Genomic DNA, 21,307 nt, shown 5'->3' on the forward strand with positions numbered 1-21,307 from the left:
TTCAGAGCTTGATCTCGATGTCGACACCGGCCGGAAGGTCGAGGCGCATCAGCGAGTCAACCGTCTTCGGCGTGGGGTCGAGGATGTCGATGAGCCGCTTGTGCGTGCGCATCTCGAAGTGCTCGCGAGAGTCCTTGTACTTGTGCGGCGACTTGATGACGCAGTACACGTTCTTCTCAGTGGGCAGCGGCACCGGGCCCGCGACCGACGCACCAGTGCGGGTCACCGTCTCGACGATCTTCTTCGCCGAGGAGTCGATGACCTCGTGGTCGTAGGCCTTGAGCCGGATGCGGATCTTCTGTCCCGCCATGGCTACCTAGTAGTCCTTTGTCTCGTAACGCTCTGGAACCCGGGGGTTCTACCGACTCTGTCTCCGACCCACGCGGTCGGGCGTGTCGCACTCCCTCTACGCAGAAATCCCATAGGGATTTCCCAACCAAGGGGATGCGGGCCGTGGGACCGCGCTGTGCTCAATGAAGAGCGTGCTCAGTGAAGAGCAGTCGGGGGCAGAACACCCACCGGGCGCCTGGCTGGAGCCCCGCTGACACTTCCCGGAAGATTCCCGTACGTCCGCCCCAGCGCTGCCGCAGGCGGCAGATAGGGCGACGAGTACTGTGGGACTCGCTTCCGGTCCTCCCGGCGGGAGGCGCGCAGCATCGGCACTCAACCGAGCAACCCCGACAGTCTGCCACACGGGGACCTGGCCTGGCCAATCGAGCCGAGGATCGTACCCCACGTCACAGGGGGGCATGCACGTGCGGGGGGCGGGGTGCCGCCCGAGGACGCGTGCGTACGGGGCCGGGACCCCCGCCCGGCATGACATCGGCCCTGCCGCCGCTCACCCGCAGCCGCCGCCCGGCCGCCGTGAGCCGCCGAGGCGCTTTCCGTCCCGGAGGGAAAACACCCCACCCAACCCCTCCAGCCTCCCCCATCACCCACGCGGGTGATCTGCGCCAACTCTGCGCGCTTTAGGGCCAGTTGGGCGGCATGGCCATCCCCACGGACGGCCTGCCCCGGTACGCGTAACGGCGAGCCGTCCGTCCGACCCGTCCGGGGAAAGAGAAAGTGACGAAAAAGAAAACTGCATTCAACGGAATCCTGACCACTATTCACATCGCCCCATAATCGAATTCCCCCGAGCAACCGCCACCCCATTCCCCCCGTCTAGTTCGGCGACCGGACAAAGAGCGCACGGAGACAGCGGACGGGACGGGGAACGCACGTGTTCGGAGCATTCAGGCATCGGCGCCCCAGCAGACGCGCCGTCCTCGGTACCGCCGCCACCGCCGGGCTCGCCGCCGCCGTCGGGGCCTGCTCCGTCCCCTCCAGCCAGCGGCACCGCAGCGACAACCCCACCGCCGCCCCGGGCCAGCCCGTGTCCGCCGGGCGGCGGGCCGTGCTGATGCAGATCGTGGCGCACCCCGACGACGACCTGTACTTCATGAACCCCGACACCCAGCACGCACTCGACGGCGGGGCGAAGATCGTCAGCGTGTATCTCACCGGCGGGGAGGCCAATGGGGACAACCGGGTGGTGAGCGATCCCTCCGATCGGATCTACAACAAGGCCGCTTATTCGTCCGCCCGGCATCAGGGGCTGCGGCAGGCCTATGCCTCCCTTCTCGGGCTGCCTCTCTTCACCCCCTGGCAGAAGTCGGTACTCGACCTGCGCGGCGGGCACCGCGCCGAGGTCAACACCCTCGTCCACAACGGCCGCCACGCCGAGCTCGTCTTCGTCAACACCGCCATGCACACCCTGCGCGGCGGCCGCATGGGGCTGCCCAGCCTCTGGGAGGACCGGGCACTGTCCCTGCCCGTCGTCATCGCCGAGGGGTCGCCGCTGCGCGCGGCCGCCCCGTACACGTACGACGAACTCGTCGAGGTCATCGCGGGGCTGCTCGACACGTACGCCCCCACCCTCGTCCAGACCCTCGACCCCGACCCCGACATCCAGCACAGCACCGAGAAGGCCCGCCAGCACGACAGCGAGCAGCCGGGGTACGCCGACCACGCCGATCACACCGCCGCCGCCTCCTTCGCCTGGGCGGGGATGGTCCGGTACGTCGCTCAGGCCACCCGGGACCGGAAAGGCGTGCCCGGGTTCGCCGTTACCTCCTACCGCGCCTACTACAACCGGCACTGGCCCAAGAACCTCCCTCCCGCCGTCCTCGCCGAGAAGGCCGCCCACCTCAAGCCCTACGGCGGCGCCCCCGACTGGCGGTGCGGCAACCCCGGCGGCTGCGGGGACTACAACGTCGGCGGGAAGCGGCCGCTCACCAACTGGAAGGGGTGGGTGCGCTCCACCCACTACCGCTTCCCCGGGCCCCGGCCTGCCGTCGGCAACGAGCCCGACGGGCGGCTCGCCGCCTACGGGGTGCTGGGGCTGCGTGCCGTGCGGTGGCGGGAGACCGCGCCCGGCAGCGGGCGGTTCGGGGCGGCGGACGACCTCGGCGGCGGGCCGCTCGCGCCCGTGCTCGGCGGGGCCGCGCTCAAGGACGGGCGGCAATTGCTCTTCGGGGTGCGGTTCGCCGCGATAGCCGGGCGCTCCGGCGCCAACACCCGGGAGGTCGTCCTCCTGGAGCAGGCCTCCGCCGGCGGCGCCTTCCGGGCCTGGCGCGGACTCGGGAATCCGGAACTGGGCGACGACCGGGGGCGCCGCATCGGCTCCCCCGTCGCCGTCGCCGCCCCCGACGGCCGCGTCCACCTCTTCGTACGCAACGCCGACAAGGGCGTCAGTACGCGCGTGCGCGAAAGCGGCGGCCAGTGGGGCCCCTGGCTCGCCCTCGGCGGGGAAACCGTGCAGGACGGGCTCGGCGCGACCGTCGACGCCCAGGGACGCGTGCACGTCTTCGCGCCCGGCTACGACTTCGTCCACCACTGGACCCAGGACGCGCCCGGCGAGCCCCTCGCGTACGTCAAGCGCGGACCCCGCCTCCCGCTCGCCGTCGACGCGCCCACCGCCGTTGGCCTGCCCGACGGGGGTGTGCAGTTGCTCTACCGCACGCTCACCGATCCCCGGAAGACCAAGGGCAAGGGGCTGGCCCCCGCCGACCCCCGGCTCGTCTCCGTACGCGCCGACGGGACCGGCCGCTCCCCCGAGCCCTCCGCCTTCGACGGGTACGGGCCCGTCGGCGCGCTCCTGTCGCCCAAGGACGGGCTCGTCGTACTCGGCAAGGACGCCAAGGGGCGGGTGCAGGCCCTCGTAGAGGGTGAGCGGCGCACCCGTACGCAGGGCGCCGTCCCGGTCGACGCCCCGACCCTGCACCTCACCGCGCGCGGGCCGGTCGCCGTAGGCCTCGGTGTGGACGGGGCGCCGTGGGTGTGGGCGCTCGGGTCGGCAGGAGCTCCTCCGGTCCGGGCCGCGGGCTGAAACGCGCAAGAAAAAGGCCCCGCACCTTTCGGTGCGGGGCCCTCTCTTGGTGCTCAGATGTGAGCTACCAGGTCAGAACACGAATTACTTCGTGATCTTGACGACCTGGCCGGCGCCCACGGTCCGGCCACCCTCACGGATGGCGAACTTGAGGCCCTCCTCCATGGCGACCGGCTGGATCAGCGCGACCGTCATGGCGGTGTTGTCGCCCGGCATGACCATCTCGGTGCCCTCGGGGAGGGTCACCACGCCGGTCACGTCAGTCGTACGGAAGTAGAACTGCGGGCGGTAGTTGTTGAAGAACGGCGTGTGACGGCCACCCTCGTCCTTGGACAGGATGTACGCCTGGGCCTCGAACTCGGTGTGCGGCGTGACCGAACCCGGCTTGATGATGACCTGGCCGCGCTCGACGTCCTCGCGCTTGATGCCACGGAGGAGCAGACCGACGTTCTCACCGGCCTGGCCCTCGTCGAGCAGCTTGCGGAACATCTCGATGCCGGTGACCGTGGTGGTGGTCTTCTCGGTCTTGATGCCGATGATGTCGACGGTCTCGTTGACCTTGAGGACACCACGCTCGATACGACCGGTGACGACGGTGCCACGACCGGTGATCGTGAAGACGTCCTCGATCGGCATCAGGAACGGCTTGTCGACGTCACGCTCGGGCTGCGGGATGGACTCGTCGACGGCCTTCATCAGGTCGAGGACGGTCTGGCCCCACTCGGCGTCGCCCTCGAGGGCCTTGAGCGCCGAGACCTTGACGACCGGCAGGTCGTCGCCCGGGAACTCGTACTCGGAGAGGAGCTCACGGACCTCGAGCTCGACGAGCTCCAGGATCTCCTCGTCGTCCACCATGTCGGCCTTGTTCAGGGCGACGACGATGTACGGAACGCCGACCTGGCGGGCCAGGAGCACGTGCTCCTTGGTCTGCGGCATCGGGCCGTCGGTGGCGGCGACCACGAGGATGGCGCCGTCCATCTGCGCCGCACCCGTGATCATGTTCTTGATGTAGTCGGCGTGACCCGGGCAGTCGACGTGCGCGTAGTGACGCGACTCCGTCTGGTACTCGACGTGCGCGATCGAGATGGTGATACCGCGCTGGCGCTCCTCGGGAGCCTTGTCGATCTGGTCGAAGGCCGAGGCCTCGTTCAGGTCCGGGTACGCGTCGTGCAGCACCTTGGTAATGGCGGCCGTGAGGGTCGTCTTACCGTGGTCGATGTGACCGATGGTGCCGATGTTGACGTGCGGCTTAGTCCGCTCGAACTTCGCCTTCGCCACTGGGTCCTCCTGTGGAGTGGTTCTGTACGCCTTGCTTCATCGGCGCCAGGTGATCTTTGCTGGGATGCCGGGGCCGGGGGCATTCGCCGCAATACTCTCGCATTGCGGCGAATGCCCGCCCGGACTCCGGTGACAAGCCTAAAGCGATTGAACTCGGAAGAGTTACTCGCCCTTGGCCTTCGCGATGATCTCCTCGGCGACGTTCCGCGGAACCTCGGCGTAGGAGTCGAACTGCATCGAGTAGCTTGCGCGACCCGAGGTCTTGCTGCGGAGGTCTCCGACGTAGCCGAACATCTCCGAGAGGGGCACGAGGCCCTTCACGACGCGAGCGCCGCTGCGCTCCTCCATGGCCTGGATCTGGCCACGGCGGGAGTTGATGTCGCCGATGACTTCACCCATGTAGTCCTCGGGCGTGGTGACCTCGACGGACATCATCGGCTCGAGGAGCACCGGGGAAGCCTTGCGCGCGGCCTCCTTGAAGGCCTGCGAGCCGGCGATCTTGAACGCGAGCTCGGAGGAGTCGACCTCGTGGTAGCCACCGTCGAGAAGGATGACGCGGACGCCGGTCATCTCGTAGCCGGCCAGGATGCCGAACTGCATGGCCTCCTGCGCACCCGCGTCCACCGACGGGATGTACTCCCGGGGGATGCGGCCACCGGTGACCTTGTTCACGAACTCGTACGACGCCTCGCCGCCCTCGATGGGCTCGATCGCGATCTGCACCTTGGCGAACTGACCGGTACCACCGGTCTGCTTCTTGTGGGTGTAGTCGTGACGCTCGACGGCCTTGCGGATCGTCTCGCGGTACGCGACCTGCGGCTTGCCGACGTTCGCCTCGACCTTGAACTCGCGACGCATACGGTCGACGAGGACGTCGAGGTGGAGCTCGCCCATACCACCGATGATGGTCTGGCCGGTCTCCTCGTCCGAGTGCACCTGGAAGGAGGGGTCCTCCTCCGCGAGACGCTGGATGGCGACACCCAGCTTCTCCTGGTCACCCTTGGACTTGGGCTCGATGGCGACCTGGATGACCGGCGCCGGGAAGTCCATGGACTCCAGGATGACCGGGTTCTTCTCGTCGCACAGCGTCTCACCGGTGGTGGTCTGCTTCAGGCCCATGACGGCGACGATGTCGCCGGCGCCCACCGCGTCGATCTCCTCACGCTTGTTCGCGTGCATGCGGTAGATCTTGCCGATGCGCTCCTTCTTGCCCTTGACGGAGTTCAGCACCGAGGTGCCGGCCTCCAGGCGACCGGAGTAGATCCGGATGAAGGTGAGCTTGCCGAGGTGCGGGTCGCTCGCGATCTTGAACGCGAGGGCCGACAGCGGCTCGTCGTCCGACGGCTTGCGCTTGACGACGACCTCGGCGTCCTTGACGTCGTGGCCCTCGATGGCCTCGACGTCCAGGGGCGAAGGCAGGTAGCGCACGACCGCGTCGAGCAGGGGCTGGACGCCCTTGTTCTTGAACGCGGTGCCGCAGAAGACGGGGGTCACCGTGGTGTCCCCGCCCTTGCCGGACGCGATGGTGATACGACGGACCGCGGCGTACAGCTGCTCCTCGGTGGGCTCGACGCCCTCGAGGAAGAGCTCCATGATCTCTTCGTCGTTCTCCGCGACGGTCTCGACCAGCTTGCCGCGCCACTCCTCAGCGGCCTCGGTGTGCGTGGCCGGGATGTCGACGACGTCGTACATCTCGCCCTTGGTCGCTTCCGCGGACCAGACCAGGGCCTTCATGCGGACCAGGTCCACAACGCCCTTGAAGTCGGCCTCGGCACCGATCGGCAGCTGCATCACGATCGGGGTCGCGCCGAGGCGGTCCACGATCATGTCGACGCAGCGGTGGAACTCGGCGCCGGTGCGGTCGAGCTTGTTCACGAAGCAGATGCGCGGCACGCCGTAACGGTCGGCCTGACGCCAAACCGTCTCGGACTGCGGCTCCACACCGGCGACACCGTCGAACACGGTGACGGCACCGTCGAGGACGCGGAGCGAACGCTCCACCTCGACCGTGAAGTCCACGTGACCCGGGGTGTCGATGATGTTGATGGTGTGGTCGACGTCCTCGAGCGGCCAGTGGCAGGTCGTCGCGGCGGACGTGATGGTGATGCCGCGCTCCTGCTCCTGCTCCATCCAGTCCATCGTGGCAGCGCCGTCGTGGACTTCACCGATCTTGTACGAAACACCGGTGTAGAACAGGATTCGCTCGGTGGTGGTCGTCTTGCCCGCGTCGATGTGGGCCATGATGCCGATGTTGCGCACCTTGGCCAGGTCAAGCGAAGTGGTAGCCATATCGGCTCAGTCTTCTCTCGGTCTCGATGTGGGTTGCGACTACCAGCGGTAGTGCGCGAAGGCCTTGTTGGACTCGGCCATCTTGTGCGTGTCCTCGCGCTTCTTGACGGCCGCACCAAGGCCGTTCGAGGCGTCGAGAAGCTCGTTCATCAGGCGCTCGGTCATGGTCTTCTCGCGGCGGGCGCGGGAGTAGCCCACGAGCCAGCGCAGCGCCAGGGTCGACTGACGACCCGGCTTGACCTCGACGGGAACCTGGTAGGTCGCGCCACCGACACGGCGGGACTTGACCTCGAGGGACGGCTTGACGTTCTCCAGCGCGCGCTTCAGCGTGATGACCGGGTCGTTGCCCGTCTTCTCGCGGAGGCCTTCCATGGCGCCGTAGACGATGCGCTCGGCGGTGGAGCGCTTGCCGTCCAGCAGGATCTTGTTGATCAGCGACGTGACAAGAGGAGACTGGTAGACCGGGTCGATGATGACCGGGCGCTTCGGGGCGGGGCCCTTACGAGGCATTCTTACTTCTCCTTCTTGGCGCCGTAGCGGCTGCGGGCCTGCTTGCGGTTCTTGACAGCCTGGGTGTCAAGCGCACCGCGGATGATCTTGTAACGAACACCCGGCAGGTCCTTCACACGGCCACCACGCACGAGCACGATCGAGTGCTCCTGCAGGTTGTGTCCCTCACCCGGAATGTAGGCCGTGACCTCGATGCCGGAGGTCAGACGCACACGCGCGACCTTCCGCAGCGCCGAGTTCGGCTTCTTCGGGGTGGTCGTGAACACACGCGTGCAGACGCCACGACGCTGGGGCGAGGCCTCAAGCGCGGGCGTCTTCGTCTTCTCGACCTTGTCCTGCCGGCCCTTCCGGACCAGCTGCTGGATCGTAGGCACTACTTCTCCGGTTTCTGTGTGCCGTTGGTGAAACTAACCTGGAACGTCGCCGACCCACGCGGTCGGGTGTGTCGAATACTGCGGGGTCTCGCCGTGGGAACGGAGAGGCGCAGATTGCGGTGGCCGTATCTGGCTCGTCCTGCGGACGTAGGCACGCAGGGGAGCCCAGGCACACCCCAGGCACAAGGTCTGAGCGTACCTACCTCATCGACTTGGGTCAAAACAAATACCCACACGCGGGACACCCCGCGGACCCGGTGAGACGCGTCTCACCCGGGGCCCTCGTCCGGCGACTCGGCGGCTCCCCGGCCCCGTTCCCGCCGGGGCGCGGCCAGCCGGGGGATGGTCGGCACCCGGGAATGCGGACTCTTGGGCACGAGGCCCGGCGTGCCGGGCGGGGCGTCGGGGGGCGGCTCGGGTTCCTCGGCGCCGGACACCTCCTCCTCGTCCGGCGGGGTGCGGGGCCGCAGCGGAATCACCTCGCCCCGGCCGGGCCGGCGGCCCACTCTCCGTAAGCTCCGCGCCCTGGCGGCCGAGGCGGTCTCGTCCAGGGCGCGCTGGTACTGGGCGGCGGCGTCGCGCCAGCCCGCCGCGTACGCCCGCAGCTCGCGCCGCTCCAGCTCGTCGCGGAGCAGGACGACCAGCTCCTCGGCGGAGTGGCGTTCGAGATGGGTCCCCAAGGAGGCGAGCAGCCCGGGAAGGTCGTCCGGCAGCGGCGGCAGGTCCGCGGGCGGCCCAGCGCCCGGGGAGACGCCTTCCGGGCGGTCGTACGGGGTGCGGTGCGAGGGGTCGCCGGGGCGGTCGTCCGGCGGACGGGGGGAGAACCCGTCGCTCTCAGCCATGCACGGCTCTCTCTCGCGTCCCATCGCTGCCAATCCCGCCCATGAGAACTGGGACAGGCCGTGCCAGCTTACTGGGCGGGGCCTCAGGGGCGCGGGGCTGTGACATCTTGCGGCTCCGCCGCGATGGGGGTCCCCCCTGCTCGAACAGAGTTGAGAGCTTGGGGGAGCGACCAGCCACGCACGGTCCGCAGCCGAATCCCCGGCCGCGCCTAGCGGGACTCCACCGACCCCCGGGACGCCGCGTCCGGCAGGAACTGCCCCGCCACCTTGATGAACATGGCCCGCTGCTCCGGCGGCACGCCGAGCCCGACGGCAGCCTCCTCCAGGGTCAGCTGCCACGGCGTCACGGATCCGCCCGCCCGGAGCGACGGCAGCGGCAAGTCGTCCTCCGTGAGCCGCCCGGACCGGATCAGCATCTCCCGTACCGGCACCTCCAGCACATGCGCAAGGCGCCGCGTGGTCTCCAGGTCCGGCATGCTCTGGCGCTGCAGCAGACGGGTGACGGCGGCCCGGTGCACCCCGGCCTCGTCGGCGAGGCGCGACCTGCCACCACCGCGCGGGCTGTCGATGTCGAAGCCGCGCCGACGGATCAGGTCTTCGATCCAGGTCGCGAACCGGTCCAGCTCGCTGGTGGTCATGGTGATCGCCTCCTCCGCGGCAAGGACCAGACTATCGCGCTTGCGCGCAAGGAATTAATGGCTCACCCGGCCAGCGCTGTAAGGATTTTGTGCCAAGATTCCGGGCCTTGCCGCTCTCCTCCCAATTTGCGCGCACGCTCGCACGCGGTCAGCGTGCGCCCCCGCAACTCCCCGGACCCGTACGCCTCACCCCGGAGTGACCTCGCCCTCTCCCCCGCGCACCGGCATCCGCACCACCCGCGCCCCGCCGTCCGCGCCGCCCCCGGACACGAACGCCATCGCCTCCCGCCACCCGCTGGAGAACCCCCGCGCCTCCCCGTCGACGGCGATCCGCGCCCCCACCTTGGCCACGACCGCCCCGAGCGTCCGGCCGACATCGGCGGTGTACGTACCGGACTCCCCCGCCTCGGCGGCCACTTCCACCGCGGCCACCACCACCTCGACCAGCTGCTCCTGGGCGCTCATCACCATGGGCCGGACCGCCTTTCGAATATGCGTTCGACAAGGGCCACCCACGATACGCCGAAGGGCGCCCACCCCGTGTGAAACGGGGTGGGCGCCCTTCGGTTCAGACGTACGCCTTACTGGTTGTACGGACCGTAGTCGTAGTCCTCCAGCGGAACGGCCTGGCCGGAGCCCGTGCCGAACGGCGAGTAGTCGATGTCGTCGTAGCCGACGGCCGAGTACATCGCGGCCTTGGCCTCCTCGGTCGGCTCGACCCGGATGTTGCGGTAGCGGGACAGACCCGTACCGGCCGGGATGAGCTTACCGATGATGACGTTCTCCTTGAGGCCGATGAGGCTGTCGGACTTGGCGTTGATCGCCGCATCCGTCAGGACTCGGGTCGTCTCCTGGAAGGAGGCGGCCGACAGCCAGGATTCCGTCGCCAGCGAGGCCTTGGTGATACCCATCAGCTGCGGACGGCCGGAGGCCGGGTGGCCACCCTCCGTCACGACCCGACGGTTCTCGGTCTCGAACTTCGAGCGCTCGACGAGCTCGCCCGGCAGCAGCTCCGCGTCGCCGGACTCGATGATCGTCACGCGGCGCAGCATCTGCCGGATGATGATCTCGATGTGCTTGTCGTGGATCGACACGCCCTGCGAGTTGTAGACCTTCTGGACTTCGCCGACCAGGTGGACCTGGACCGCGCGCTGACCGAGGATCCGGAGCACGTCGTGCGGGTTGGTGGCACCCACGGTGAGCTTCTGGCCCACCTCGACGTGGTCGCCCTCGCCCACCAGCAGACGGGCACGCTTCGAGATCGGGAACGCCGTCTCGTCGCTGCCGTCGTCCGGGGTGACGACGATCTTCTTGGTCTTCTCGGTCTCCTCGATCCGGATGCGGCCGGCCGCCTCCGAGATCGGGGCGACACCCTTGGGCGTACGGGCCTCGAAGAGCTCGACGACACGGGGCAGACCCTGGGTGATGTCGTCACCGGCCACACCACCGGTGTGGAAGGTACGCATCGTCAGCTGGGTACCGGGCTCACCGATGGACTGGGCGGCGATGATGCCGACCGCCTCACCGATGTCGACCAGCTTGCCGGTGGCCAGCGAGCGGCCGTAGCAGAAGGCACAGGTGCCGACGGCCGACTCACAGGTCAGGACCGAGCGGGTCTTGACCTCCTCGACGCCCGCGTTGACCAGCGCGTCGATGAGCACGTCACCGAGGTCCACGTTGGCCGGCGCGATGACCTTGCCGTCGACGACGACGTCCTCGGCGAGCATGCGGGCGTAGACCGAGGTCTCGACGTCCTCCGTCTTGCGGAGCACACCGTCCTCGCCCTTGACCGCGATCTTCAGCTTCAGGCCGCGGTCGGTGCCGCAGTCCTCCTCACGGATGATCACGTCCTGCGAGACGTCCACCAGACGACGGGTCAGGTAACCCGAGTCGGCGGTACGCAGGGCGGTGTCCGCCAGACCCTTACGGGCACCGTGCGTGGAGATGAAGTACTCCAGAACGGTGAGGCCCTCACGGAAGGACGCCTTGATCGGACGCGGGATGGTCTCGTTCTTCGCGTTCGACACCAGACCACGCATACCCGCGATCTGACGCATCTGCATCATGTTTCCTCGGGCACCCGAGTCAACCATCATGAAGATGGGGTTCGTCTTCGGGAAGTTCGCGTTCATCGCCTCGGCAACCTCGTTGGTCGCCTTGGTCCAGATCGCGATGAGCTCCTGCGTGCGCTCGTCCTTGGTGATCAGACCGCGCTCGTACTGCTTCTGGACCTTCTCGTCCTGCGCCTCGTAGCCCGCGACGATCGCCTTCTTGGCCTCGGGGACCACGACGTCGGAGATGGCCACGGTGACACCGGAACGGGTCGCCCAGAAGAAGCCCGCCGCCTTCAGGTTGTCGAGCGTCGCCGCCACGATGACCTTGGGGTAGCGCTCGGCCAGGTCGTTGACGATCTCGGAGAGCTGCTTCTTGCCCACCGAGTAGTCGACGAACGGGTAGTCCTCGGGCAGCAGCTCGTTGAAGAGCGCGCGGCCCAGGGAGGTGCGCAGCCGGAACGAGTCGCCCTGCTGCCAGGTCGTCTCGCCCTCCTCCTCGACCGGCGGGGTCCAGCCACGGGGCGGGACGGTGCCGATCGGGAAGCGGATGTCGATCGGCGACTGCAGCGCGAGCTCGCCGGCGTCGAACGCCATGATCGCCTCGGCCGTGGAGCCGAACGCGCGGCCCTCGCCCTTGGTGTCACGGAGCTCGCCGTCGGTGGTGAGGAAGAACAGACCCAGGACCATGTCCTGCGTCGGCATCGTCACCGGACGGCCGTCGGCGGGCTTGAGGATGTTGTTCGAGGACAGCATCAGGATGCGGGCCTCGGCCTGCGCCTCCGCGGAGAGCGGCAGGTGCACGGCCATCTGGTCACCGTCGAAGTCCGCGTTGAACGCGGTGCAGACGAGCGGGTGGATCTGGATGGCCTTGCCCTCGACCAGCTGCGGCTCGAAGGCCTGGATGCCGAGGCGGTGCAGCGTGGGCGCACGGTTCAGCAGAACCGGGTGCTCGGCGATGACCTCTTCGAGGACGTCGTACACGACCGTGCGGCCGCGCTCGACCATCCGCTTGGCGCTCTTGATGTTCTGCGCGTGGTTCAGGTCGACCAGGCGCTTCATCACGAACGGCTTGAAGAGCTCAAGGGCCATGGCCTTGGGCAGACCGCACTGGTGCAGCTTCAGCTGCGGACCGACGACGATCACGGAACGCGCGGAGTAGTCCACACGCTTACCGAGAAGGTTCTGACGGAATCGACCCTGCTTGCCCTTCAGCATGTCGCTGAGGGACTTCAGCGGACGGTTGCCGGGACCCGTGACCGGGCGACCGCGACGGCCGTTGTCGAAGAGGGCGTCGACCGCCTCCTGGAGCATCCGCTTCTCGTTGTTCACGATGATCTCGGGGGCACCGAGGTCGAGCAGACGCTTCAGACGGTTGTTGCGGTTGATCACACGGCGGTACAGGTCGTTCAGGTCGGAGGTCGCGAAGCGGCCACCGTCCAGCTGCACCATCGGGCGAAGGTCCGGCGGGATGACCGGGACGCAGTCGAGCACCATGCCCTTGGGGCTGTTGCTGGTCTGCAGGAACGCGGAGACGACCTTGAGGCGCTTGAGCGCACGGGTCTTCTTCTGGCCCTTGCCGGTACGGATGATCTCGCGGAGGCGCTCGGCCTCCTCGTCGAGGTCGAAGGTCTCCAGGCGCTTCTGCAGGGCAGCGGCACCCATCGAGCCGTCGAAGTACGTGCCGAAGCGGTCACGCAGCTCGCGGTAGAGCAGCTCGTCGCCCTCGAGGTCCTGGACCTTGAGGTTCTTGAAGCGCGACCAGACCTCGTCCAGACGGTCGATCTCGCGCTGCGCGCGGTCGCGCAGCTGCTTCATCTCGCGCTCGGCACCCTCGCGCACCTTGCGGCGCACATCGGCCTTGGCACCCTCGGCCTCGAGCTCGGCCAGGTCGGTCTCGAGCTTCTTGGCGCGGGCTTCGAGGTCGGAGTCGCGGCGGTTCTCGATCTGCTGACGCTCGACGGAGACGTGGGCCTCCAGCGACGGCAGGTCGCGCGTACGGCGCTCCTCGTCCACGAACGTGATCATGTACGCGGCGAAGTAGATGACCTTCTCGAGGTCCTTCGGCGCGAGGTCGAGCAGGTAGCCAAGGCGCGAGGGGACGCCCTTGAAGTACCAGATGTGGGTCACGGGAGCGGCAAGCTCGATGTGGCCCATCCGCTCACGGCGCACCTTGGCGCGCGTGACCTCGACGCCACAGCGCTCACAGATGATGCCCTTGAAGCGGACACGCTTGTACTTGCCGCAGTAGCACTCCCAGTCCCGGGTCGGACCGAAGATCTTCTCGCAGAAGAGTCCGTCCTTTTCGGGCTTGAGGGTGCGGTAGTTGATGGTCTCCGGCTTCTTGACCTCACCGTGGGACCACTGACGGATGTCGTCAGCAGTGGCGAGGCCGATCCGCAGCTCGTCGAAGAAGTTGACGTCGAGCACTTGTCGTCAATCCCTCTTTCGGGGTCGATTCTTCAAGATGGTCTGAGGGGGGTCCGGGGACGGTGGGGGGCTCTCAGGGAGAGCCCCCCACCAGACCCGTCAGACCTCTTCGACGCTGCTCGGCTCGCGCCGGGACAGGTCGATACCGAGCTCCTCCGCAGCGCGGAAGACGTCCTCGTCCGTGTCGCGCATCTCGATGGACATGCCGTCCGAGGACAGCACCTCCACGTTGAGGCAGAGCGACTGCATTTCCTTGATGAGCACCTTGAAGGACTCGGGAATGCCGGGCTCGGGGATGTTCTCGCCCTTGACGATGGCCTCGTAGACCTTCACACGGCCGGTCACGTCGTCGGACTTGATGGTCAGCAGCTCCTGGAGGGCGTACGCGGCGCCGTATGCCTCCAGCGCCCACACCTCCATCTCACCGAAGCGCTGGCCACCGAACTGGGCCTTACCACCCAGCGGCTGCTGGGTGATCATCGAGTACGGACCGGTCGAGCGGGCGTGCAGCTTGTCGTCGACCAGGTGGTGGAGCTTGAGGATGTACATGTACCCGATCGAGATCGGGTCCGGGAACGGCTCGCCGGAGCGGCCGTCGAACAGGTTGGCCTTGCCGGACGGCAGGACCAGGCGGTCGCCGTCGCGGTTCGGGATCGTGGCCTCGAAGAGACCGGCGATCTCGTCCTCACGGGCACCGTCGAAGACCGGGGTCGCGACGTTGGTGCCGGGGGCGACCTGGTCGGCGCCGATGGCCTGCAGGCGCTGGGCCCAGTCGTCGGCCAGACCGGAGACGTCCCAGCCGCGGCTGGCGAGCCAGCCGAGGTGGATCTCCAGGACCTGTCCCGGGTTCATTCGGGACGGGACACCGAGCGGGTTGAGGATGATGTCGACCGGGGTCCCGTCCTCGAGGAACGGCATGTCCTCGATGGGCAGGATCTTGGAGATGACACCCTTGTTGCCGTGACGGCCGGCGAGCTTGTCACCGTCCGTGATCTTGCGCTTCTGCGCCACGTAGACACGAACCAGCTGGTTCACGCCCGGCGGCAGCTCGTCGCCCTCCTCACGGTCGAAGACGCGGACGCCGATGACCTTGCCGGTCTCGCCGTGCGGCACCTTCAGCGAGGTGTCACGGACCTCGCGGGCCTTCTCACCGAAGATCGCGCGCAGCAGGCGCTCCTCCGGCGTCAGCTCGGTCTCGCCCTTGGGCGTGACCTTGCCGACGAGGATGTCGCCGGCGACGACCTCGGCACCGATACGGATGATGCCGCGCTCGTCGAGGTCGGCGAGGACCTCCTCGGAGACGTTCGGGATGTCCCGGGTGATCTCCTCGGGGCCGAGCTTGGTGTCACGGGCGTCGACCTCGTGCTCCTCGATGTGGATCGAGGAGAGGACGTCGTCCTGCACGAGGCGCTGCGACAGGATGATCGCGTCCTCGTAGTTGTGACCCTCCCACGGCATGAACGCCACGAGCAGGTTCTTGCCCAGCGCCATCTCGCCGTTCTCGGTCGCCGGACCGTCGGCGAGGACCTGGCCCGCGATGATCCGCGCGCCCTCGTCCACGACGACCTTCTGGTTGACCGAGGTGCCCTGGTTGGAGCGGGAGAACTTGTGCAGGCGGTACGTGGTGTACGTGCCGTCGTCGTTGGCGATGGTGATGTAGTCCGCGGAGACCTCCTGGACCACACCGTCCTTCTCGGCCTTGAGCACGTCGCCGGCGTCGGTGGCGCAGCGGTACTCCATGCCGGTGCCGACGAGCGGCGCCTCGGACTTAATCAGCGGCACTGCCTGACGCATCATGTTCGCGCCCATGAGGGCACGGTTGGCGTCGTCGTGCTCGAGGAAGGGGATCATCGCGGTCGCGACCGACACCATCTGGCGCGGCGAGACGTCGATGTAGTCCACCTCGGCCGGCGGCACGTAGTCGACCTCGCCGCCGCGGCGGCGGACGAGGACGCGGGCCTCGGTGAGCTGGAGCTCGTCGTTGAGCGCGGCGTTGGCCTGCGCGATGACGAAGCGGTCCTCCTCGTCGGCCGTGATGTAGTCGACCTCGTCGGTGACCTGGCCCTCGACGACCTTGCGGTACGGCGTCTCGATGAAGCCGAACGCGTTGACGCGGCCGTACGAGGCGAGCGAACCGATCAGACCGATGTTCGGGCCTTCAGGGGTCTCAATCGGGCACATACGGCCGTAGTGAGACGGGTGCACGTCACGGACCTCGAAGCCGGCCCGCTCACGGGAGAGACCACCCGGGCCGAGCGCCGACAGACGGCGCTTGTGGGTGAGACCCGACAGCGGGTTGTTCTGGTCCATGAACTGCGACAGCTGGCTGGTGCCGAAGAACTCCTTGATGGAGGCGACGACCGGCCGGATGTTGATCAGGGTCTGCGGCGTGATCGCCTCGACGTCCTGGGTCGTCATCCGCTCGCGGACGACTCGCTCCATACGCGCCAGACCCGTACGGACCTGGTTCTGGATGAGCTCGCCGACGTTGCGCAGACGACGGTTGCCGAAGTGGTCGATGTCGTCGGTCTCGACGACGATGTTCCGACCCGACTCGCCGACCGTCTCGGTCTCGCCCGCGTGCAGCTTGACCAGGTACTTGATGGTCGCGATGACGTCGTCCGTGGTGAGGACGCCGGCGTCCAGCGGCTCATCCGCGCCGAGCTTCTTGTTCACCTTGTAGCGGCCGACCTTCGCGAGGTCGTAGCGCTTCGGGTTGAAGTAGAGGTTCTCGAGCAGCGTCTGAGCGGCCTCGCGCGTCGGCGGCTCGCCCGGGCGCAGCTTGCGGTAGATGTCGAGCAGCGCGTCGTCCTGGCCCTGGGTGTGGTCCTTCTCCAGGGTGGCGCGCATCGACTCGTACTCGCCGAACTCCTCCAGGATCTGCTCGGTGGTCCAGCCGAGAGCCTTGAGGAGGACGGTGACGGACTGCTTGCGCTTGCGGTCGATGCGGACACCGACCATGTCGCGCTTGTCGATCTCCATCTCCAGCCAGGCACCCCGGGACGGGATGATCTTGGCCGTGTAGATGTCCTTGTCGGACGTCTTGTCGATGTTGGAGTCGAAGTAGACACCCGGCGAGCGCACGAGCTGCGACACCACGACACGCTCGGTGCCGTTGATGACGAAGGTGCCCTTGTTGGTCATGAGCGGGAAGTCGCCCATGAAGACCGTCTGGGACTTGATCTCGCCGGTCTCGTTGTTGGTGAACTCGGCGGTGACGAAGAGCGGGGCCGCGAACGTGAAGTCGCGCTCCTTGCACTCGTCGATCGAGTTCTTCGGGGGCTCGAAACGGTGGTCGCGGAAGGTCAGCGACATCGACCCGCTGAAGTCCTCGATCGGGGAGATCTCCTCGAAGATCTCCTCCAGACCGGACTTGGTGGGGACGTCCTGTCCGTTCTCCAGAGCCGCCTCGACGCGAGCCTTCCAAGCGGCATTGCCGAGCAGCCAGTCAAAGCTCTCGGTTTGCAGCGCAAGGAGGTTCGGAACCTCGAGGGGCTCCTTGATCTTTGCAAAGGAGATGCGCAGCGGGGCGGTGCTGGCGCCGTTGTTCGTATTGGCGGTCGAGGCGTTGCGCGAGGCGGCCAAGAGGGGGTCCTTCCGAGGGCTCGGACTCACTACGCGCGTACCGGTCCCACGAGGGCACAGAGAGAGACGTTTCCTGATTGAGGCTGAAAGGCCAGGTCAGGGCAGTTCAATCAACGATGCTCAAGCGAGGGCATGCCCCTGGTGACGGGCAGGGGGCAGCTAACAGGCAGCGCAAAGGGACAGTGTAGCCACTCGGCCCACTGATGTCCAGGGCGGATTTTTCGCGACCCTCATTGTTCTTCTCAGTACCTCGGCAAGCCACGCGCCGTGACGGCGCACATCGATACTGCCCTCTTCGCCGTCGATCCATGCCTCGGATCCGGATCGTTGTGACGACGCGTCCTGAGAATTGCGCGCTGCGTGCGGTTCGTCAAGACCCCTCAGCTCCGCGGGGATCGCTCCGCTGCGGCTCGTACGGCTACGAGGCGTACACGGGGCGTACGGCGATGATCACCATACTCCCTGTCGCCCCCCGCGCAAGGACGCCGTCACGGCGATCCCGGGTACGCCGAAGGGCGACCACCCGGATGGATGATCGCCCTTCGGTGTGTGCGCGTTACACGTCCGTGGACGTCACGCGCAAGCCCTGCCAGATTTGCGCCTACCGGCGCGTGGCAGAAGACTCACAAGGTCACTTGACCTCGACGGCCGCACCGGCAGCCTTGAGGGACTCGGCAGCCTTCTCAGCGGCCTCCTTGTTGACCTTCTCGAGGACCGGCTTCGGGGTGCCGTCGACGAGGTCCTTGGCCTCCTTCAGGCCCAGGGAGGTCAGCTCACGCACGACCTTGATGACCTGGATCTTCTTGTCGCCCGCACCGGTGAGGATGACGTCGAACTCGTCCTTCTCCTCCTCGGCCTCGGCGGCGGGGCCACCGGCGGCGGGGCCGGCAACGGCGACGGCCGCGGCGGCGGTGACGTCGAACTTCTCCTCGAAGGCCTTCACGAACTCGGAGAGCTCGATGAGGGTCATCTCCTCGAACTGGGCGAGGAGGTCGTCCTGAGAGAGCTTCGCCATGATGGGCGATCCTTCCACTAATTCGGCAGGTGCCGGTTGTATATAGAGGCGGGCGTAACGGCCCGCTACGACCCGCGCACTAGGCGGCGCGGATCAATGCGCGAGCCGAATTACTCGGCACCGCCCTGCTCGGCGCGCTTGGCGCGAAGAGCCTCCGCAGTGCGGACGAACTTCGACGGCAGCGCCTGGAAGAGCGAGGCAGCCTGGGACTGCTTGCCCTTGAACGCGCCGGCCAGCTTGCTGAGCAGAACCTCGCGGGACTCGAGGTCCGCGAGCTTCTTGATCTCATCGGCGGTCAGCGCCTTACCGTCAAGGACACCGCCCTTGATGATGAGGTTCGGGTTCTCCTTGGCGAAGTCACGAAGACCCTTGGCCGACTCCACCGGGTCACCGGTGATGAAGGCGGCACCCGTCGGACCAGTGAACTGGTCGTCGAGCGAGGTGATCCCGGCGTTGTTGGCCGCAATCTTGGTCAGCGTGTTCTTCACCACGGCGTACTGGGCGTTCTCACCGAGCGAACGACGCAGCGTCTTGAGCTGCGCCACGGTGAGACCCCGGTACTCGGTCAGCACGACGGCGTTGGAGCTGCGGAACTTGTCCTCAAGCTCGGCTACGTCGGCAGCCTTGTTGGGCGTCGGCATAGTGCGTCGGCCTCCTTCCGGGTGATGAGGACCGCTCAAAAGGGGCCGCGACATAAAAAACGCCCCGGCGCAAGTGCACGGGGCGTAGCTCGACCGGAACGAGTCCGGGAACTTTCCACAGTCACCTGCGCGGGTCGTCCGCATGCAGCGGATCCTTCGGCCACCGCCCCTTCTTGCGAAGGCACGGCAACGACCAGCGGTCTTTGGCTTCTGTGGAAGCGTACGCGACAGGTGGCGGATCGAGCAAATCCGGTCGTACGGGACGGCCGGGCGGGGCCGTCAGGCGCCGCCGAGGCCGCCGGTCCCGCCGTTCTTGGCCAGGTCGCCCAGGCCCTTCAGCAGTTCCATCAGGTCCGCGGTCTCGCCCGCGGGCGGGGCCGTGACCTGGGCCTTGGCGCCGTAGTCCGAGTAGTGCGTGGACGTGACGACCTTGCCCTGGGGGCTGCTCATGTTGACGTCCATGCGGACCGGGTAGCCGTCCGCGTTGACCCAGACCTCGGTGTCGTACCCCTGGACCCCGGTCTTCTTCATGTTGGTCAGGAGCTGCTCGCGCTCCTCCGGCTTCAGGGTGTCGAGCATCTTGTTGCTCTTCATCATCTCGGCGATGGTGAGCGTGCCCTTGTAGTGCTCGGAGGAGACGCCGTCGATCTGCTCGGCGCCCAGGTGCTTCAGGTTCGGCGAGTCGAGCAGCAGGGCGAGCTGCTGGGCCGGGTCCTGGTTCATGTTCTCCATGCCGGCCGTCATCTGCTTGACCAGCTGCTCCTTGCCGGACTGCTTGGCCAGCGAGGTCAGGTCGAACTTCATCCAGCGCTTGCCGCCGAACTCCTTGGCCGACTCGCCCATGGAGCCCATGTCCACGTACATGACGTTGTTCACCCAGAGCATGCGGGTCTTCTCGGGAGCACCCGCCATGCCCTTGGTCGCCGAGGACGTCACGGTGAGGTCCATGGCCGTCGGGTTCCAGGCCATGACGCCGGTGGTCTCGGTCTTCTCCGCGCCCGCCCCCATGGAAGCGGGCGTCGACATGCTCATCCGGACCTTCGCGGACTTGGCGGCGGCGGTCTTCTTGTACGCCGCCGCGAGCACCTGCGACGCGGCGGTACGGGACTGCGGCGCGGCGGCGGCCTTCTTGGCGCCCCCCGCGCCGTCGGCCTTCTTGTCGTCGCCGCCGCAGCCCGCGGCCCCGGCCACCACCACGGCGGCCGTCGCCGTCGCCAGCGCCGCCCGCGTCCATCCGGACCTGGTCATGTACCCCACCCCTCGTTCCCCCGTGTCGCGTTCTCGATCACCTGCACGGTAACCCAACGCTGTGACAGGTGGGACGGATTATGTCTGCTGTTGTGCGGGTTACGACTGCTGCTGCGACGGCTTGGGCTTGATCAGCGAGGTGAAGTCCACGGTGTCGGAGGCCGCCGGGGCCTCGGCCGAGACCTTGACGCCGTAGTCCGAGTAGAAGGCCGTGGTGTTCATCTCGCCGTTCTTCGTCGCGGCGCGCTCGGTCTTCTTGACCAGGAGGTCGTCCTTGTCCACCCAGATGTCGACCGTGTCGGTGGTGATGCCGCTCTTGGCCATCTGGGCCTTGAACCCCTCCAGCGTCTTCGCGTCCAGGCCCGAGCTGCGGTCCACCATCTTGGCCATGTCGACCGTGCCCGAGTAGTGCGTGGCCTTGACGCCGCGGACCTCCTCGGTGCCGACCTTCTTGACGTCGCCGGAGGCGAGCAGCACCTTCACGCCCTGCTGGGGCGTCGAGTTCTGCATCTGGTCCTTCATGACGGCGCCGGCGGGGCCCATCAGCTTGGCCATGTCGTCGTACCCGTAACGGATCCAGTGCTTGCCGCCGAGGGTCTTGGCGAACTCGGGGCCCATGTTCGCGTAGTAGGCGTCGCGCAGATAGCGGGCGTCGATGCTCTCGGCGCCGATCTGCTTCATGGTCTGCGCCATGGTGCCCTGGGTGTACTTCATCCGCATGGCGCCGGTCGTCCCGTCGCCCCACGCCAGGGTGCCGCCGCCCTCCAGGCCCATCACGGCGCCCATGGACATCGTCATCTCGACCTTGGCCGAGCCCACCCCGTCGGTCTTCTTCTGGACCGCCTGGAGGGCCGCGACCGGGCTGAAGTCCGACCCGGCCTTGTGCTGCTCCTTGGCGGGCGCGCTCTTCTTGTCCCCGCCGTCGGAGCCACCGCAGGCGGCGAGCCCCGAGAGCGCCGCACCGACGGCCACCAGCGAGATACACGTACGCCGTACGGACCTGGTGTTCATGCGTTCCCCCTCGAATACCTTTTCC

15 protein-coding genes are annotated in these 21,307 nt (G+C 67.5%); 1 reads left to right on the plus strand and 14 read right to left on the minus strand.

Annotation, left to right across the window (positions count from 1 at the left end; all coding sequences use genetic code 11):
• Nucleotide 1: 1 nt before the first annotated feature.
• The gene (gene rpsJ / locus QIY60_RS09850) at nucleotides 2-310 is read right to left on the minus strand and encodes a 30S ribosomal protein S10 (protein WP_003948644.1); all 309 of its coding nucleotides are present in this window, start codon (nucleotides 308-310) and stop codon (nucleotides 2-4) included.
• A 912-nt stretch (nucleotides 311-1,222) separates the two neighbouring features.
• Between rpsJ and QIY60_RS09855 the strand changes: the two genes are divergently transcribed.
• Nucleotides 1,223-3,370, plus strand: coding sequence for a PIG-L family deacetylase (locus QIY60_RS09855; protein WP_283142060.1), 2,148 nt, complete (start codon nucleotides 1,223-1,225; stop codon nucleotides 3,368-3,370).
• An 84-nt stretch (nucleotides 3,371-3,454) separates the two neighbouring features.
• Here QIY60_RS09855 and tuf read toward each other — a convergent pair whose 3' ends face one another.
• The 13 genes from tuf to QIY60_RS09920 all read right to left on the minus strand — a co-directional run bounded on the left by tuf (nucleotide 3,455) and on the right by QIY60_RS09920 (nucleotide 21,282).
• The gene (tuf, locus tag QIY60_RS09860) at nucleotides 3,455-4,648 is read right to left on the minus strand and encodes an elongation factor Tu (protein WP_101389597.1); all 1,194 of its coding nucleotides are present in this window, start codon (nucleotides 4,646-4,648) and stop codon (nucleotides 3,455-3,457) included.
• Nucleotides 4,649-4,810: 162 nt separating this feature from the next.
• Nucleotides 4,811-6,937, minus strand: coding sequence for an elongation factor G (gene fusA / locus QIY60_RS09865; protein ID WP_283142061.1), 2,127 nt, complete (start codon nucleotides 6,935-6,937; stop codon nucleotides 4,811-4,813).
• Between the two features lie 39 nt (nucleotides 6,938-6,976).
• Nucleotides 6,977-7,447 carry a 30S ribosomal protein S7 gene (gene rpsG / locus QIY60_RS09870; protein ID WP_101389595.1) on the minus strand — a complete coding sequence of 157 codons (471 nt, stop codon included), beginning with the start codon at nucleotides 7,445-7,447 and terminating at the stop codon, nucleotides 6,977-6,979.
• Nucleotides 7,448-7,449: 2 nt separating this feature from the next.
• On the minus strand, nucleotides 7,450-7,821 hold the full coding sequence (gene rpsL / locus QIY60_RS09875; RefSeq protein WP_007265893.1) for a 30S ribosomal protein S12: 372 nt from the start codon (nucleotides 7,819-7,821) through the stop codon (nucleotides 7,450-7,452).
• 269 nt (nucleotides 7,822-8,090) lie between these two features.
• Nucleotides 8,091-8,663, minus strand: a complete 573-nt coding sequence (locus QIY60_RS09880) for a hypothetical protein (protein WP_283142062.1) — start codon at nucleotides 8,661-8,663, stop codon at nucleotides 8,091-8,093.
• A 209-nt stretch (nucleotides 8,664-8,872) separates the two neighbouring features.
• Nucleotides 8,873-9,301 carry a helix-turn-helix transcriptional regulator gene (locus QIY60_RS09885; RefSeq protein ID WP_283142063.1) on the minus strand — a complete coding sequence of 143 codons (429 nt, stop codon included), beginning with the start codon at nucleotides 9,299-9,301 and terminating at the stop codon, nucleotides 8,873-8,875.
• Nucleotides 9,302-9,487: 186 nt separating this feature from the next.
• A complete protein-coding gene (locus QIY60_RS09890) occupies nucleotides 9,488-9,772 on the minus strand; it encodes a hypothetical protein (protein ID WP_283142064.1) in 285 nt (94 codons plus the stop codon).
• Nucleotides 9,773-9,882: 110 nt separating this feature from the next.
• A complete protein-coding gene (locus tag QIY60_RS09895) occupies nucleotides 9,883-13,782 on the minus strand; it encodes a DNA-directed RNA polymerase subunit beta' (RefSeq protein ID WP_266982605.1) in 3,900 nt (1,299 codons plus the stop codon).
• Nucleotides 13,783-13,881: 99 nt separating this feature from the next.
• Complete coding sequence (gene rpoB, locus QIY60_RS09900; protein WP_283142065.1) at nucleotides 13,882-17,367, minus strand: DNA-directed RNA polymerase subunit beta; 3,486 nt, start codon at nucleotides 17,365-17,367, stop codon at nucleotides 13,882-13,884.
• A gap of 631 nt (nucleotides 17,368-17,998) precedes the next feature.
• A complete protein-coding gene (gene rplL, locus QIY60_RS09905) occupies nucleotides 17,999-18,382 on the minus strand; it encodes a 50S ribosomal protein L7/L12 (protein ID WP_283142066.1) in 384 nt (127 codons plus the stop codon).
• Between the two features lie 110 nt (nucleotides 18,383-18,492).
• On the minus strand, nucleotides 18,493-19,023 hold the full coding sequence (gene rplJ, locus QIY60_RS09910) for a 50S ribosomal protein L10 (protein WP_283142067.1): 531 nt from the start codon (nucleotides 19,021-19,023) through the stop codon (nucleotides 18,493-18,495).
• A gap of 279 nt (nucleotides 19,024-19,302) precedes the next feature.
• A complete protein-coding gene (locus QIY60_RS09915; RefSeq protein ID WP_283142068.1) occupies nucleotides 19,303-20,271 on the minus strand; it encodes a hypothetical protein in 969 nt (322 codons plus the stop codon).
• A gap of 99 nt (nucleotides 20,272-20,370) precedes the next feature.
• Nucleotides 20,371-21,282, minus strand: coding sequence for a hypothetical protein (locus QIY60_RS09920; RefSeq protein WP_283142069.1), 912 nt, complete (start codon nucleotides 21,280-21,282; stop codon nucleotides 20,371-20,373).
• Nucleotides 21,283-21,307 lie beyond the last annotated feature (25 nt).

Source organism: Streptomyces sp. BPTC-684 (assembly GCF_030028635.1).
Taxonomy (GTDB): Bacteria; Actinomycetota; Actinomycetes; order Streptomycetales; family Streptomycetaceae; genus Streptomyces; species Streptomyces noboritoensis.

What these genes read in the sequence shown, in the direction of transcription:
- QIY60_RS09880 (WP_283142062.1), bottom strand. Translation starts at nt 8,663, where the DNA reads ATGGCTGAGAGCGACGGGTTCTCCCCCCGTCCGCCGGACGACCGCCCC.
- rpsG (WP_101389595.1), bottom strand. Translation starts at nt 7,447, where the DNA reads ATGCCTCGTAAGGGCCCCGCCCCGAAGCGCCCGGTCATCATCGACCCG.
- QIY60_RS09915 (WP_283142068.1), bottom strand. Translation starts at nt 20,271, where the DNA reads ATGACCAGGTCCGGATGGACGCGGGCGGCGCTGGCGACGGCGACGGCC.
- QIY60_RS09920 (WP_283142069.1), bottom strand. Translation starts at nt 21,282, where the DNA reads ATGAACACCAGGTCCGTACGGCGTACGTGTATCTCGCTGGTGGCCGTC.
- fusA (WP_283142061.1), bottom strand. Translation starts at nt 6,937, where the DNA reads ATGGCTACCACTTCGCTTGACCTGGCCAAGGTGCGCAACATCGGCATC.
- QIY60_RS09890 (WP_283142064.1), bottom strand. Translation starts at nt 9,772, where the DNA reads ATGGTGATGAGCGCCCAGGAGCAGCTGGTCGAGGTGGTGGTGGCCGCG.
- rplL (WP_283142066.1), bottom strand. Translation starts at nt 18,382, where the DNA reads ATGGCGAAGCTCTCTCAGGACGACCTCCTCGCCCAGTTCGAGGAGATG.
- QIY60_RS09885 (WP_283142063.1), bottom strand. Translation starts at nt 9,301, where the DNA reads ATGACCACCAGCGAGCTGGACCGGTTCGCGACCTGGATCGAAGACCTG.
- rpsJ (WP_003948644.1), bottom strand. Translation starts at nt 310, where the DNA reads ATGGCGGGACAGAAGATCCGCATCCGGCTCAAGGCCTACGACCACGAG.
- rplJ (WP_283142067.1), bottom strand. Translation starts at nt 19,023, where the DNA reads ATGCCGACGCCCAACAAGGCTGCCGACGTAGCCGAGCTTGAGGACAAG.